This is a genomic window from Pseudomonas sp. C2.3V (assembly GCF_058536325.1).
Genome location: NZ_JBZUBN010000001.1, coordinates 3,095,848 through 3,110,997 on the forward strand (window position 1 = coordinate 3,095,848; position 15,150 = coordinate 3,110,997).

A 15,150-nucleotide genomic window follows, 5' to 3' on the forward strand; every position below is an offset into this window, starting at 1 on the left:
TTGCAGTAGAACGCTTATTACGAACAGCAACGCCTCATGCCACGAACCCTATCCCTGCCTACCAGAAAATACCCATCCGCCGGTCTTGCCAGGCGACTAGCTGCAAGCCTCTATGACAGCATTCTGCTTGTTGCCTTGATAATGGTGGCTACATTGGGTTATTTCGGCGGGTTGGCGGCCTGGATGGGAGGTTCCCGCCTCAAGGCAATGGCCGAACAAGGGGAGCTGATAGGCGACCCTATATTGAGCATCCTGATTGTATTGGTCAGCTTTGCTTACTTTGCGGGCTACTGGATACATAACGGCCAAACGCTCGGCATGCAGGCCTGGAAGATCCGAATACAAAATACCGACGGCACAAGGATTAGTCTGCCTCAAGCCGCCCTGCGCTTCGCCGCCGCTCTTTTCTCGTATCTCTGCCTGGGGGTAGGCCTTTTATGGATACTCGTCGATACACGCAGGCGAAGCTGGTCTGATCTGGCTTCCAAGAGTCAAACCATACATATCTTGGAGTAGGACACAAAAAAGGCCGAACAGATGAATGTTCAGCCTTTTTCGTGAGGACATCAGCCCGCTTTACGCAATAACCATATGCCTGCTAATGCACAGACTCCTGCAGGCACCAGGACCGCTAGTATGGGTGAGAATCCAAATACCAGACTGGAGGGTCCCAACAGGTCCTGAGCAATACGGAATACGAATCCTACTACCACACCGGTAAAAATACGCTGACCCAATGTTACCGAGCGCAGCGGGCCGAAGATGAATGAAATGGCCATTAATACAAGTGCTGCTGTCACCAGCGGCTGGAATACCTTGCCCCAGAACGCCAGCCAGTAAGAGGCATTATTAAGCCCCTGATCCGCCAGGTAATGGATGTACCACCACAAACCAGAAATGGACAAAGCATCGGGCTCCATCACAACGGTGTCGAGTATCTGTGGTGTCAGTTCGATGTCCCAATTTTCTGTTGGAGCTGTTATGACCTCGGTGTGACGATCACGGAAGTGGGTCGTGGAGATCGTTTGCAGCTCCCAATGGTCGCCTCGGTACTCGGCACGCTTGGCAAAACTTGCCGACAGCAAATGGCGCTGCTCATCAAACTGATAACGTGTAATACCAAACAGAACACCGTTGGGCTGCACTGCATTGATATGAACGTACTCACGTCCCTGACGATGCCACAGGCCATGCTTGGAACTCTGGGCATCACCGCCGCCCTGCGCCATTGCACGATTGCTCTGAGCAATGTTTTCCGACCAGGGAGCGACATATTCACCAATAAGCACGCCTGCAAGCATGATCAGCAGCATAGGCTTCATGACAGCCCAGACAATTCGAGCCAGCGAGACACCAGCGGCTCGCATGATGATCAGCTCGCTGCTACTGGCCAGCGAGCCCAAGCCAATCAGACAGCCTATCAGCGCTGCCATGGGCAGGAGCTCATAAGCCCGCCGCGGGCCAGTCAACAGTACATACGTAAGCGCTTGCAGGGCGCCGTAGTTATCATCGAAATCCCCTAGCTGATCGATATAGGCAAACAGCAAGGCCAATCCAAGAATAACGCCAAGAACAGCCAGAATACTGACTAGAACCGAGCGACCTATATAACGATCGAGTTTACTCATGACCTTTCTCCGTAGCACGGCGGCGCATGGACAGGCGCAACGGCTCCCAGAAGGCCAGCAGCAAACCTAACGCAAGAAACAACAGATGAACCGGCCAAAGACCGATGGCAGGCGGAAGCTTGCCCTTATCGAGCGAACCACGGGCGGCAATCAGCAGGGAAAGGTAGGCCATATAAAGCAGGATGGCAGGCAGTAGTTTAAGGAAGCGTCCCTGACGTGGATTGACACGCGATAACGGCACGGCAATCAGCGTCACGATGAAAACCAGCACCGGAATGGAAAGACGCCACTGCAGTTCGGCCTTCTGACGGATGTCATCACTGGACATCAGGGCACGTGTCGGAATCGCTTCGCGCGCACCTACATCCGTACTGACTTCAGGTTTAGGAAGCAACACTCCGTAGGTATCGTATTGAACCGCACGATAGTCCGCCTGGCCTGGGGTACCGTCATACCGGAAACCATTTTCCAGAATCAGGTAACGACTGCCATCGGAATGGATTTCCTGGTGGCCCTTATCGGCGATCAGCACACCAATGCCCCGATCAGACCCGGCCTTGGCTTCATTCTTTTCAGAAATAAAGACGCCCGAGAGCTGGGTACGATCATTGCTGAGCGCTTCGGTATAGGTCACCCGCGAGCCATCACGCAGCGACTGGAAGCGACCGGGCGCCAGGGTGTCGAACTCGGTCAGCGCATCCTGCTGATTCAAGATCTCACCCACACGCTGAACGCCCATAGGGGTCAGCGACAGACTCAACCAGGCAACAACAAGCGCAATGAGTGTTGCCGGTGCCATCGTATAGGCCAGGAGGCGTTGCTGACTCATTCCGGTAGCGGAAAGGACCGTCATCTCACTTTCCAGGTACAGACGGCCATAGGAAAGCAGAATCCCCAAAAATAGACCAAGCGGCAGAATCAGCTCTAGGAAACCGGGAATCCGGTATCCCATGATCATCATCAAGGCGCCAGGATCCAGGATACCCTGCGCAGCTTGAGCCAGATATTTAATGAAGCGACCACTCATGATGATCACCAGCAAAACGGCGCTTACCGCGCCCATGGTGGTGAGAACTTCACGTGCTAGATAACGAAAGACGATCAAACAAGGCTCTCCAGGGTTGTCAGGCTCAGGCGCGTACGCTCAAACTAGCCGCCGTTGCTAAACCGACCCGCGCAAGGCAGCCCGCAGGGCGGCCCCGGCGAAAATAGCTGGCATTATCCTGCAAACCTACTCGTTTGTCTTGGGGAGCTTCTCGTAATGGAATTTCTCGTTAAAAGTGCAAGTCCGGAAACACTGAAAACAGCCACACTGGTTCTTGCTGTTGGTGAACATGGTTACATGGACGCTTCGGCGGCCACGGTCGATACCGCTACCGGTGGCGCCCTGAGCGCTGCAGTCAAGCGCGGTGATCTGGCAGGCAAACCGGGGCAGACGCTGCTGCTGACCGGCCTTACCGGTCTGAAAGCCGAGCGCGTTTTGCTTGTGGGCACTGGAAATACCGAAGAAGGCCTGGGCGATCGCACGTATCGCAAAGTGGTCAGCGCAGCATTAGGCGTACTCAAAGGTTTGGGCGGTACTGATGCCGCCTTCCTCCTCGGCGATGTCAACGTCAAACAGCGTGACGGCTATGCGAAGGCTCGCCTGCTGGCTGAAACGCTGGCGGATGGCCTGTATGTTTTTGATCGTTTCAAGAGCAAGAAAGCCGAGCCTCGTGCTCTGAAGAAAATCATTCTGGCAGGCAGCAAGGCCGCTCAAGCTGATATGGAGCGAGGCCTTGCCCACGCCCAGGCCATTGCTGCAGGCGTTGCCTATGCCAAGGATTTTGGCAACCTGCCGCCAAACATCTGTAACCCCGCCTACATTGCGGACGAAGCCAAAGCACTTGGCAAGCAGTACAAGGAAACCGGCCTCAAAGTCGATGTACTGGACGAAAAGAAGATGCGCGAGCTGGGCATGGGTTCGTTTCTCGCCGTGGCACAAGGCAGCGAGCAACCGCCCCGCCTGGTAGTGCTTCAATACAAGGGTGCTGCAAAAGACACAGCCCCCCATGTTCTGGTCGGCAAAGGCATTACGTTCGATACCGGCGGCATCAGCATCAAGCCCAGCCAGGGCATGGATGAGATGAAATACGACATGTGTGGTGCTGCCAGCGTACTGGGTACATTCCGTGCCGCGCTCGAGCTCAAGCTCCCAATCAACCTGGTAGGCCTGTTGGCTTGCGCCGAAAACATGCCTAGTGGAACGGCGACCCGCCCTGGCGACATCGTCACAACCATGAGCGGTCAGACGGTGGAAATCCTCAATACAGACGCTGAAGGCCGTCTGGTGCTGTGCGATACACTAACCTATGCCGAACGCTTCAAGCCCCAGTCCGTGATCGATATCGCCACACTGACCGGCGCCTGCGTCACAGCCCTGGGGTCGGTTGTATCCGGCCTGCTAGGTAACGATGACAACCTGATCCAGCAGATCAAAGCCGCCGGCGATGCGGCTGATGACCGCGTATGGCAGTTGCCTCTGCATGATGAGTATCAAGAGCAACTCGACAGCCCCTTCGCTGATATCGCAAACATTGGCGGTCCCAAGGCCGGCACTATTACAGCAGCGTGTTTCCTGTCGCGCTTTGCCAAGAACTACAAATGGGCTCACCTGGATATCGCTGGCACAGCCTGGATCAGTGGTGGCAAGGACAAGGCCTCTACCGGCCGCCCCGTCCCATTGCTTATGCAGTATCTGCTAGACCGCAGCCAAGGCTGAATCGGTGCAGCGCGATAGGGTTCGCTTCCCTATCGCGCCGCTGCTGCCAGCCATACTCCGGAGCCAGACATGACCCGTGTCGACTTCTATGTTCTTCCCAGCGACGACCCTGACGCCCGACTGACGTTTGCATGCCGCCTCGCCGAAAAAGCGTGGAGACAGCAGATGCAGACGTATATCCATTGCGCTGACGAAGCCCAACGCAGTCAGCTGGACGAACGGCTTTGGGACTTCCGTCCCGACAGCTTCCTGCCTCACGATTTTGCCGAGGACAAGCCGGATAGCCCAGTCCTGCTGGGTATTGACACCCAACAGGAGCGAACCGGCGAACTGTTGATCAACCTGGATACTCGTATTCCTGCTTTTTTTGCCGGCTTCAGCAGAATTGCCGAACTGGTCATCGAAGAGGCTTCAATACGCAAAGCGGCTCGTGAGAATTTCCGCTTTTACCGAGAGCGCGGCTATGCTTTACAAGACCATCGTCTGCCGCGAGTCTGACAATCATGGACAAAGACCTCCCGCCTCGCCCGGCACATCTCATGAATGATCTGGAATCGATCCGCCAGCTACTGGATAAACACGACCTTCCCATGCTTACCGACCGGCTGGACCAGGATGGTATTCCTGTACTGTCCGATGTAGTCGTACCCTCTATTGAACGGCTAAGCGCCATTCCTCCGCTGCTTGATCAGATCGAGCCGGAGCGCGTTTCTCGACAGGATGAGGAATCCCTGGAGGAGCTACTTCGCCAGGAAGCGCGCCTCATACTCCAGGAGGTCATTGCCGAATTCGCACCTAAAGTTGAAGCCGAACTGCAAAAACGCCTGGATGCCCGCCTCGATGAACTGATCAGGCAGCGCGAGCAGGTCTGATTACAAGACGGTCAGTGTTGCGATCAATCGCACCTGACCGTTATCCCCGTTATACTCAAAGGCTTTCCCTCTTCAGACGCCTTTGCCAACGTACATGGACAAGACTTACCAGCCACACGACATCGAAACCTCTTGGTACCAGACCTGGGAATCCAAGGGATACTTCGCGCCTCAGGGCTCCGGCGAGCCCTATACCATTATGATTCCGCCGCCCAACGTCACCGGCAGCCTGCACATGGGCCATGGCTTTAACAATGCCATCATGGACGCCCTGATCCGCTTCCGCCGCATGCAGGGCCGCAATACCCTGTGGCAGCCCGGCACGGACCACGCAGGCATTGCCACCCAGATGGTGGTGGAGCGCCAATTGAGTGCGCAGGGCGTCAGCCGTCATGATCTGGGTCGCGAGAAGTTTCTAGAGAAAGTCTGGGAATGGAAAAACGAGTCTGGCGGCAACATCACTCGCCAGATTCGTCGCCTGGGCTCTTCCGTAGACTGGTCACGCGAACGCTTCACGATGGATGACGGTCTGTCTGAAGCAGTCAAGGAGGCCTTTGTCCGTCTACACGAGGACGGCCTGATTTATCGCGGCAAGCGCCTGGTCAACTGGGATACCAAGCTGCATACGGCTATCTCCGATCTGGAAGTCGAGAACCATGATGAGAAAGGCTCATTGTGGAACCTGCGCTATCCCCTGGCTGATGGTGCCAAGACGGCAGAGGGCAAGGATTACCTGATCGTTGCCACGACCCGCCCGGAAACCATGTTGGGCGACTCCGCCGTAGCGGTACATCCTGAAGATGAGCGCTACAAGGCACTGATCGGCAAATTCATCGAGCTGCCGCTGGTAGGCCGTCGCATCCCGATCGTGGGCGACGACTATTGTGATCCAGAATTTGGCACAGGTTGCGTCAAGATCACCCCTGCTCACGACTTCAATGACTATGAGGTCGGCAAGCGCCATAACCTGCCCCTGATCAATATTTTCGATAAAAACGCAGCGGTACTTGCTACAGCACAAGTATTCAACCTGGATGGCAGCGTAAACACTGAAGTCGATACAGGGATTCCGTCCGCATACGCGGGCCTGGATCGTTTCGAAGCCCGCAAGCAGATCGTAGCGGCCTTCGACTCTGCCGGTCTTCTAGAGAAAATTGAAGACCATGCGCTGAAAGTACCCAAGGGCGATCGCTCCGGCACTGTTATTGAGCCTTGGCTGACCGATCAATGGTACGTCTCCACCAAGCCTCTGGCTGAAAAAGCCATTGAGGTCGTGGAAAACGGCTCTATTCAGTTCGTACCCAAACAGTACGAGAACATGTACTTTTCCTGGATGCGTGATATTCAGGATTGGTGCATCAGCCGTCAGCTCTGGTGGGGCCACCGTATTCCGGCGTGGTATGACGAGGCTGGCAACGTCTATGTTGGTCGCGATGAAGCGGAAGTCCGCAGCAAGCACAATCTGGGCGAGATCGCGCTGCGCCAGGACGACGACGTACTCGACACCTGGTTCAGCTCGGGTCTGTGGACATTCTCTACCCTCGGCTGGCCGGAACAGACCGAATTTTTAAAGACGTTCCACCCCACCGACGTTCTGGTAACCGGCTTTGACATCATCTTCTTCTGGGTCGCCCGGATGATCATGCTGTCTACTCACCTGACTGGGCAGATTCCGTTCAAAACCGTCTACGTTCACGGTCTTGTACGCGACGGTCAGGGCCAGAAGATGTCCAAATCCAAGGGCAACGTGCTTGACCCGCTGGATATCGTTGATGGCATTGATCTGGAGAGCCTGCTGCAGAAGCGCACCAGCGGCATGATGCAGCCCAAGCTGGCGGAAAAGATTGCCAAGCAGACCCGTGCTGAATTCCCGGAAGGCATTGCCAGCTACGGTACTGATGCCCTGCGTTTCACATTCTGCTCCCTGGCCTCCACCGGCCGCGATATCAAATTCGATATGGGCCGTGTCGAAGGCTTCCGCAATTTCTGCAACAAGATCTGGAATGCGGCCAACTTCGTGCTGGAAAACACCGAAGGCAAGGACTGTGGCGTCAATGACGAACCGGTCGAATTGTCTTCTGTGGATCGCTGGATCATCTCTCAACTGCAGCGTACAGAAGCTGAAGTGACTCGCCAGCTGGAACAGTTCCGCTTCGACCTGGCTACTCAGGCACTCTATGAATTCATCTGGGATGAATACTGCGCTTGGTATCTGGAGCTAGTGAAGCCGGTATTGTGGGATGAAAACGCTTCTATCGAACGTCAGCGCGGCACACGCCGTACCTTGGTACGTGTGCTGGAAGTTGCACTGCGTCTGGCGCATCCGTTCATGCCTTTCATCACGGAAGAAATCTGGCATCGCATCGCACCGCTTGCCGGCCAACAGGGCGAAACCCTCATGCTGCAGACTTGGCCCATTGCCAATGAGGCCCGTATCGATAGCGCGGCTGAGGGTGATATCGAGTGGATCAAGGCGCTGATGCTAGGAGTGCGTCAGATTCGTGGTGAGATGAACATCTCCATGGCCAAGCGCATCGACATTCTGCTCAAGCATGCCAGCGCTGAAGATCAGCGACGCATGAGCGAAAACGAGCCCCTGCTCAAGAAGCTGGCCAAGTTCGAGTCGATCCGCATTCTGGCTGCCGATGAAGAGGCACCGCTTTCTGCTACAGCGCTTGTTGGCGAGATGGAAGTGTTGGTACCGATGGCAGGTCTGATCGACAAGGCTGCTGAACTGGGTCGTCTGGATAAGGAAATCCAGCGTCTGGAAGGCGAGGTAAAGCGCGTCGGAGGCAAGCTGAACAACGCCGGCTTCGTGGACAAGGCGCCAGCCGAGGTTATTGCCAAAGAACGCGCCAAGCTGGCCGAAGCCGAGCAGGCGCTCGCCAAGCTGGCCGAACAGCGTGGACGAATCGCCAGCCTGTAACGGTTGAATGCCACCATAGGCCCGCTTAGGCGGGCCTTTTGATTTGTTATCGATGGATGCTCAAGGATTGGACAATGGACGTAAGCAAAACCAAGACAAGCTTCTACCGCCGCCTGTACGTCGCCTGGCTGGTCGACTCTGGAGTCGCAACGAGTGTACCGGCCCTGATGGAAGCGACAGGCATGCCCAGACGTACTGCACAGGACACCCTTTCGGCGTTGAGCGATCTGGATATCGACTGTGCATTTGAGCAGACCGAAGGCGCTCGCAACCATGCAGGACATTATGTCATCCGTGATTGGGGCGCTATCGATAAGCGCTGGATCCGCTCCAACCTCCCCACCATAAAAGCCCTGCTGGGCTACCCCTAATCGTTCGAGCCTTTTCATGACTCAGCCACCCAAGCGCCCCGCTGCCCCCAACCTGAATAAAGGGGTTCTGCATCCCCGCAACCGTCACCAGGGGCGCTATGATTTTGCCAAGATGATCAAGGCCTGCCCTGAACTGGCGCCCTTCGTCATCATCAACCCCTACGGCAAGCAAAGTATCGACTTTGCCGATCCTGCCGCTGTCAAAGTCTTCAATCGCGCCCTGCTCCGGCAATATTATGGAATTGCCCACTGGGATATCCCGGAAGGCTATTTATGCCCCCCATTCCAGGCCGCGCCGACTATGTTCATTCCCTGGCAGACCTGCTGGCTGAGCGTAATGACGGTATTATTCCTCGTGGCGCTATGATCAGGGCGCTGGATATAGGGGTTGGCGCCAACTGCATCTATCCGCTGATTGGCCATCATGAGTACGGCTGGCATTTCGTTGGGGCCGATATCGACGCAACGGCGCTGGCCTCCGCCAAGACCATCCTGCAAGGCAATCAGCTGACCAAGGCCATATCGTTACGGCAGCAGACCGAGCCGAACCGCACGTTTCGAAACATCATCGCCCCAGATGATCGTTTCGATATAACCCTCTGCAATCCGCCCTTTCACACCTCTCTGGAAGAGGCGCGCAGCGGCAGTCAGCGCAAGTGGAAAAACCTTGGCAAACTGGACCCGAAGCGCAAATTGCCCGTACTCAACTTCGGCGGTCAGGGCGCTGAGCTATGGTGCAAGGGCGGTGAAGCCCGCTTTGTACGCATCTTGGCAGAAGACAGTGCCTGCTATGGTCCGCAGGTGTTCTGGTTTAGTACTCTGGTGTCCAAGGTCTCTAATGTCGACAGTCTGGTGGCTGCTCTAAAGCAGGTCCATGCGGTAGATATACGTACGATCGACATGTCCCAAGGTCAGAAACGCAGCCGGCTGGTGGCCTGGACTTTTCTTTCACCGGATGCTCAAGACCAATGGCGCCGCACACGCTGGATCAAGAATGCCGATTAAGCCCGTCGCACGGGTGCGGTACACTATCAGGCCACATCTGATTTTCGCGGCAATGTCGCCTGCGCTTCATTGATAGAGAGTCCCATGCCCATTCGCCACGCTATCGTTCACCTGATCGACAAGAAACCCGACGGTCAGCCCGCTACGCTGCATGCCCGTGAAGCCGAGCTCGAGGCATCCCAGGCCATCGAAAACCTGATGGCCGATCTCAACGAAAGCTATAACGCCAAACCCAACAAGGCCTGGGGGCTGTTCCACGAGGAGTCTGGTGCCTATCCCTTCAGTGGCTGGCTCAATGAGTATCTGGACGGCGGCAAGAACTTTGTTGCATTCAGCCAGCAGGCCGTCGAGCACCTCAAGCAGCTTATGGAAGGCTCAAACCTTTCAACAGGCGGCCATGTTCTCTTTGCCCATTATCAGCAAGGCATGACGGATTACCTTGCCATTGCCCTGCTGCATCATAGTGAAGGCGTAACCGTAACCGACACCCTGGACGTAGCGCCCGCCAAACACCTGGACCTCGGGCAGCTTCATTTGGCGGCACGCATCAATATTTCCGAATGGCGTAATAACAAGCAGTCCAAGCAATACATCTCCTTTATCAAGGGCAAGGGCGGCAAGAAGGTCTCGGATTATTTTCGTGACTTCATTGGCTGCCAGGAAGGTGTCGATGCGCCCAGCGAGACGCGCACCCTGCTCAAGGCCTTTAGCGACTATGTAGAAAGCGAAGACCTGCCTGAGGAGAAAGCCAAGGAAAAAACCGACACCCTGGTCGACTATGCCAGCACCCAGGCCCGTATTGGCGAGCCCATTGCCCTGGATGAACTGTCGGAGCTGATGAGTGAAGAGCAGCCCAAGGCCTTCTATGATTACATCCGCAACAAGGACTACGGACTTGCGCCTGAAATCCCTGCAGACAAGCGCACCCTCAACCAATTCCGCCGCTTTACGGGGCGCGCCGAGGGACTATCCATCAGCTTCGAGGCTCATCTGCTTGGCTCCAAGGTAGAGTACGACGAGTCTCAGGACGTATTGATCATCCGACAAGTCCCTACCCAGCTAAAAGATCAGATCAAGCGCCGCAAGGACTGACCGCCAGGCAGAGTGACAGCCCTGATCGCTCTGCCTGTCAGCCTCATCGCGTTTCGATATTGAATCCTATCCTGGGAAAGTGAACATGGACAATGCCGGCACGCTCGTCCTCACGTCTTAGAATTACTTCCTCTGTCCCGGCATAGAGCAATTCACCTTCTACCTCCTCCAGTCCATAATCCTGAGCTGAAACCGCTACACGATCGCCTTGAGCAAGGCCCGCCGGCAAGAACATTTCCCCTTCTGGAATAGGGGCAGGATCGGAATCATACGCAATGCGTATGGCCTCCTCTGCGCTCAGGTCGGAATAAGTGCCATGACCGAATCCCAGCACTCGGCCTAGCCAGGTGGATACTTCAGGATAAGTGTCCACCAGAGGCGCAGTCTGGCGAGCTGACTGCAAAAACCAGAGGCAATGCGCCAGCGAGAAATCTGCGATAGAGGGAGCATTGAAGAGGTATTCGCCACTGCTGCGCGCCAATTGCTCATCAAGTCGTGCCATCAGGGTAGGCCAATGTTGCGCCGCCTGCCTTGCTGTAACCCGAGGAGCATTTCCCTTTTCGAAAAGCGCCTTACGGTCCGCCATGAACGCTTGAGCCTGCTCAGGCGGAACATTGGCCATGCGCTCGGCGATGACGTCGGGCTGGAAAATCAGTGCCACGGCGTGCTGGAACACTACACTATCGGCCCAGGCTGCAAAGGCGCGACAGGCAAACTCCTGGCCCTCTGGAAAGAGCGTGGGCGTGGCCTTAGCCTGCTCCAGGCGCTGCGCGATCAGCGCCGTATCACAATAGATATCTGCCCCAACCTGAAGCACAGGCGTCTTACGATAGCCGCCGGTCAATGCGGTGAGATCCGGCTTTGGCATGACACGGGGAATAATGACGGAGCGCCAGGACAGCTGCTTGAAACCCATCAGCAGATGAACTTTTTCGGCAAACGGAGAGGTCCAGTAGTGATGCAGGATGAGATCGGTCATGCGCACGTCCTCTTATTGTAGAAGCTCAGAGTAACCGCCCCACCCTTTGAAGACTATCCTCCCTGAGCCATTGCCATGGCTTCCTTGATGCTCTTCTTCAGCTTTTTGATGGCGCGTTCACGGCGAAGCGCTGCAGATTTGTCTACACACGGCTCCGTATAGACCAGTGCCTTGGCAGGACTTGAATGAAAAAAGCGAGCCCCCTTGCCTTGCTGGTGAGCCTTGAAACGGCGTTGAGGGTCATCGCTGATGCCGCAGTAGAGTGAGCCATTTTCAGCTCTGACCAGGTAGACGAACCATGGCCGCAGCGGATGAGTCATGGTCAAGGATAAGGGTAAAGCGTCCACGTACAGCAAGCCATTCAACCAGAGAGCGTAGCTGTATTCTCCCGCCTGGCCCGGTAAAAGAACAGCCTATAAGAAAGGCGCCTTAAGGCGCCTTTCTTGATGGATCAATGAAGGATCTGACCCAGGAAGAGCTTGGTACGCTCGTTTTGAGGATTATCGAAGAACTGATCCGGCGGAGCCTGCTCCACGATTTCACCCTTGTCCATGAAAATCACACGGTTTGCTACCGTTCGGGCAAAACCCATTTCGTGAGTCACGCACAGCATGGTCATGCCATCCTGAGCAAGACCTATCATGGTATCGAGCACCTCCTTTACCATTTCCGGGTCAAGCGCTGAAGTAGGCTCGTCAAACAGCATGATCTTGGGCTTCATGCACAACGCACGGGCTATGGCCACACGCTGTTGCTGACCACCGGAGAGCTGTCCCGGATACTTGTGAGCCTGATCTGGAATGCGTACGCGCTTCAGATAATGCATCGCGACTTCTTCGGCTTCCTTCTTCGGTAGCTTACGTACCCAGATAGGGGCCAGCGTACAGTTTTCCAGTACCGTTAAATGAGGGAACAGATTGAAATGCTGGAAAACCATACCGACTTCACGGCGAATGGCCTCGATGTTTTTCAGGTCCCCATTAAGCTCTACATCATCAACGACAATATTGCCCTTCTGATGCTCTTCCAGGCGATTGATACAGCGGATCGTGGTCGACTTGCCCGACCCTGACGGGCCGCAGAGCACGATACGCTCGCCCTGTCGGACCGTCAGGTTGATGTCCTTAAGTACGTGGAACTGACCGTACCATTTGTTCACGTCTTGCATCTGGATCATGATCTTGTCACCGATGCCCAGAGTCTTGGCATTTTCACTCATGCTGATTCGCTCCTTAGCGGCGATGGCCGGTGTCGAGACGGCGTTCCAGACGCTGACTGTACTGCGACATACCGAAACAGAAAGCCCAATAAATCAATGCGCCAAAGACATAGCCTTCGGTCGACATACCCAGCCAGGCTGGATCAACGGTAGCTTGGTGCAGGCTGTTCAAGAGATCGAACAGACCAATGATGATCACCAGACTGGTATCCTTGAACAGCGCGATAAACGTGTTCACGATTCCCGGGATCACCAGCTTCAATGCCTGAGGCAATATGACCAGCCACATGGCGCGCCAGTAGCCCAGTCCCATGGCTGACGCCGCTTCGTACTGCCCTTTCGGGATCGCCTGCAAACCACCACGCACGACTTCGGCAATGTAAGCTGACTGGAACAGGATGACGCCAATCAATGCCCGCAAGAGTTTGTCGAAGCTCATACCTTCAGGCAGGAACAACGGCAGCATGACGGATGACATGAACAACACCGTGATCAACGGAATACCCCGCCAGAACTCGATAAAGGTCACGCACAACACGCGTACGGCCGGCATCTCCGAACGACGTCCCAATGCCAGGAATATACCCAGCGGTAGCGCACCGGCAATACCTACAGAGGCAATGACCAGTGTCAGCATCAGGCCGCCCCAACGGCTGGTAGGCACCGCGTCGAGCCCCAGCACGCCGCCATGCAGCAACACCCAGGCAACAACGGGATAAACGATCAGAAAAACGATGCCATAAACTACCTTTCGGGGCATCGCTTTGATGAACAGCGGTGCAGCACCCAGAACCGCGAGAACCAGCGCCACATCCACACGCCAGCGCAGTTCCGGCGGGTAAAACCCGTACATGAACTGACCAAAGCGCATCTTGATGAATACCCAGCATGCGCCTCCTGGCGTGCAGTCGGAACGCTCGGTCCCGCTGAACGTTGCATCCAGAAAAGCCCATTTGATCATGGGCGGAACCAACAGCCAGACCAGATACAGAGCAAGTAACGTAAGCAGCGTGTTGTAAACGCTGGAAAACAGATTGGCCCGCATCCAGGCCCACGCACCGATCGAGCGATTCGGCGGCGGCAGATCAGGTTTGAACGTATGTGTAGTCATGATCGCCTCTTATCGCTCACGCAAAGCCATTCGCTTGTTGTACACGTTCATTAACAGCGAAATGCTCAGGCTGATAACCAGATAGACTGACATCGTGATAGCAATGGTCTCGATCGCCTGCCCGGTCTGGTTCAGTACCGTACCGGCAAACAGCGACACCATGTCTGGATAGCCAATACCGGCAGCTAATGATGAGTTCTTGGTCAGGTTAAGGTATTGGCTGGTCAGTGGCGGGATGATGACCCGCATGGACTGGGGAATGATGACCAGGCGTAGCGTCCGACTAGGCTTCAGCCCCAGGGAATTGGCTGCCTCGGTCTGGCCATGGCTCACCGACTGGATACCCGAACGAACCGTTTCAGCAATGAATGCTGCGGTATAAACGGAGAGTGCCACCAGCAAGGCGAACAGCTCAGGAATCACCACCCAGCCGCCCTGAAAGTTAAAGCCTTTGAGCTGCGGAACGGTCCAATGGAACGGTGCACCAAATATCAGGGCTGCCAAACCTGGCAGAACGATCAGCAAAGCGATAATCGAGATCAGCAGCGGAAAGCCTCTTCCGGTCCTGTCACGCCGAACCTTTACCCAGCGCGCCAGGGCAATACTGGCCACAACAGCTAGCGCAATCGCCACCAGGAACGGTACGACACCTTCTGCCGACACGGGTGCTGGAACGTACAGTCCTCGGTTGTTCAGAAACAACGTGTCGAAGAAGCTGAGACTCTGTCGGGGTCCAGGCACCAGACGCAACACAGCGAAATACCAGAAGAATATCTGGAGCAGTGGCGGAATGTTGCGAAAGGTCTCGATATAGATCGCGGCGAGTTTACGTACCAGCCAGTTCGGCGAAAGACGAGCAATACCGATGATAAAGCCCAGCACAGTGGCCAGGATGATACCCAGGATGGATACCAGAAGCGTATTCGCCAGGCCGACCAGAAAGAGTCGGCCATAAGAATCCGATTCCTTGTAGTCGATCAGACTCTGGCTAACGCCAAAGCCTGCGCTATGCTCAAGAAAAGCAAAACCGGAGGTAATCCCCCGGTGTTCCAGGTTGGTTTGTGTGTTGTTGAATAAGTACCAGCCAAGTGCAGCGACCGCCACAATAGCCAGTATCTGAAACGCCCAGGCGCGAGCGCGCGGATCGTTGATCAACGACCCAGACGTGCCTATTGATTTAGACATG

The 15,150-nt window shown here is 55.5% G+C and carries 14 protein-coding genes and 1 pseudogene; 8 read left to right on the forward strand and 7 right to left on the reverse strand.

Translation table 11 applies throughout. The features are described 5' to 3' along the window. Positions 1 to 36: 36 nt before the first annotated feature. Positions 37 to 516 carry an RDD family protein gene (locus AC4LF3_RS14780; RefSeq protein WP_286787453.1) on the forward strand — a complete coding sequence of 160 codons (480 nt, stop codon included), beginning with the start codon at positions 37 to 39 and terminating at the stop codon, positions 514 to 516. Positions 517 to 566: 50 nt separating this feature from the next. On the opposite strand, the gene lptG is transcribed toward AC4LF3_RS14780, so the two are convergent. Further along, positions 567 to 1,628, reverse strand: coding sequence for an LPS export ABC transporter permease LptG (gene lptG / locus AC4LF3_RS14785; protein WP_010795341.1), 1,062 nt, complete (start codon positions 1,626 to 1,628; stop codon positions 567 to 569). Then, positions 1,621 to 2,733, reverse strand: coding sequence for an LPS export ABC transporter permease LptF (gene lptF / locus AC4LF3_RS14790; RefSeq protein ID WP_019364189.1), 1,113 nt, complete (start codon positions 2,731 to 2,733; stop codon positions 1,621 to 1,623). The genes lptG and lptF overlap by 8 nt, the downstream gene beginning before the upstream one ends. A gap of 156 nt (positions 2,734 to 2,889) precedes the next feature. On the opposite strand from lptF, the gene AC4LF3_RS14795 reads away from it, so the two are divergent. The 7 genes and pseudogenes from AC4LF3_RS14795 (at position 2,890) to yejK (ending at position 10,655) form a co-directional block, all read left to right on the forward strand. Continuing rightward, entirely contained in the window at positions 2,890 to 4,389 is a 1,500-nt protein-coding gene (locus AC4LF3_RS14795) for a leucyl aminopeptidase (RefSeq protein ID WP_313551209.1), read from the forward strand. A gap of 69 nt (positions 4,390 to 4,458) precedes the next feature. Then, positions 4,459 to 4,887, forward strand: coding sequence for a DNA polymerase III subunit chi (locus AC4LF3_RS14800; RefSeq protein WP_010795344.1), 429 nt, complete (start codon positions 4,459 to 4,461; stop codon positions 4,885 to 4,887). A gap of 5 nt (positions 4,888 to 4,892) precedes the next feature. Then, the gene (locus tag AC4LF3_RS14805) at positions 4,893 to 5,261 is read left to right on the forward strand and encodes a hypothetical protein (protein ID WP_010795345.1); all 369 of its coding nucleotides are present in this window, start codon (positions 4,893 to 4,895) and stop codon (positions 5,259 to 5,261) included. A gap of 94 nt (positions 5,262 to 5,355) precedes the next feature. Beyond that, on the forward strand, positions 5,356 to 8,187 hold the full coding sequence (locus AC4LF3_RS14810; RefSeq protein ID WP_313551212.1) for a valine--tRNA ligase: 2,832 nt from the start codon (positions 5,356 to 5,358) through the stop codon (positions 8,185 to 8,187). A 74-nt stretch (positions 8,188 to 8,261) separates the two neighbouring features. After that, positions 8,262 to 8,558 carry a winged helix-turn-helix domain-containing protein gene (locus AC4LF3_RS14815; RefSeq protein ID WP_010795347.1) on the forward strand — a complete coding sequence of 99 codons (297 nt, stop codon included), beginning with the start codon at positions 8,262 to 8,264 and terminating at the stop codon, positions 8,556 to 8,558. A 112-nt stretch (positions 8,559 to 8,670) separates the two neighbouring features. Next, positions 8,671 to 9,563: pseudogene (rlmF, locus tag AC4LF3_RS14820) on the forward strand (23S rRNA (adenine(1618)-N(6))-methyltransferase RlmF). Between the two features lie 84 nt (positions 9,564 to 9,647). Next, positions 9,648 to 10,655, forward strand: coding sequence for a nucleoid-associated protein YejK (gene yejK / locus AC4LF3_RS14825; RefSeq protein ID WP_019364196.1), 1,008 nt, complete (start codon positions 9,648 to 9,650; stop codon positions 10,653 to 10,655). Between the two features lie 43 nt (positions 10,656 to 10,698). Here yejK and AC4LF3_RS14830 read toward each other — a convergent pair whose 3' ends face one another. The 5 genes from AC4LF3_RS14830 to AC4LF3_RS14850 all read right to left on the reverse strand — a co-directional run bounded on the left by AC4LF3_RS14830 (position 10,699) and on the right by AC4LF3_RS14850 (position 15,149). Further along, on the reverse strand, positions 10,699 to 11,634 hold the full coding sequence (locus tag AC4LF3_RS14830; protein WP_312508825.1) for a glutathione S-transferase family protein: 936 nt from the start codon (positions 11,632 to 11,634) through the stop codon (positions 10,699 to 10,701). 53 nt (positions 11,635 to 11,687) lie between these two features. After that, positions 11,688 to 11,954: a GIY-YIG nuclease family protein gene (locus tag AC4LF3_RS14835; protein ID WP_239381564.1), complete on the reverse strand. Its 267-nt coding sequence runs from the start codon at positions 11,952 to 11,954 to the stop codon at positions 11,688 to 11,690. Positions 11,955 to 12,085: 131 nt separating this feature from the next. After that, complete coding sequence (locus AC4LF3_RS14840) at positions 12,086 to 12,853, reverse strand: amino acid ABC transporter ATP-binding protein (protein ID WP_010795352.1); 768 nt, start codon at positions 12,851 to 12,853, stop codon at positions 12,086 to 12,088. A 13-nt stretch (positions 12,854 to 12,866) separates the two neighbouring features. After that, positions 12,867 to 13,964: an amino acid ABC transporter permease gene (locus AC4LF3_RS14845; RefSeq protein WP_491835610.1), complete on the reverse strand. Its 1,098-nt coding sequence runs from the start codon at positions 13,962 to 13,964 to the stop codon at positions 12,867 to 12,869. 9 nt (positions 13,965 to 13,973) lie between these two features. After that, a complete protein-coding gene (locus AC4LF3_RS14850) occupies positions 13,974 to 15,149 on the reverse strand; it encodes an amino acid ABC transporter permease (RefSeq protein ID WP_010795354.1) in 1,176 nt (391 codons plus the stop codon). Position 15,150 lies beyond the last annotated feature (1 nt).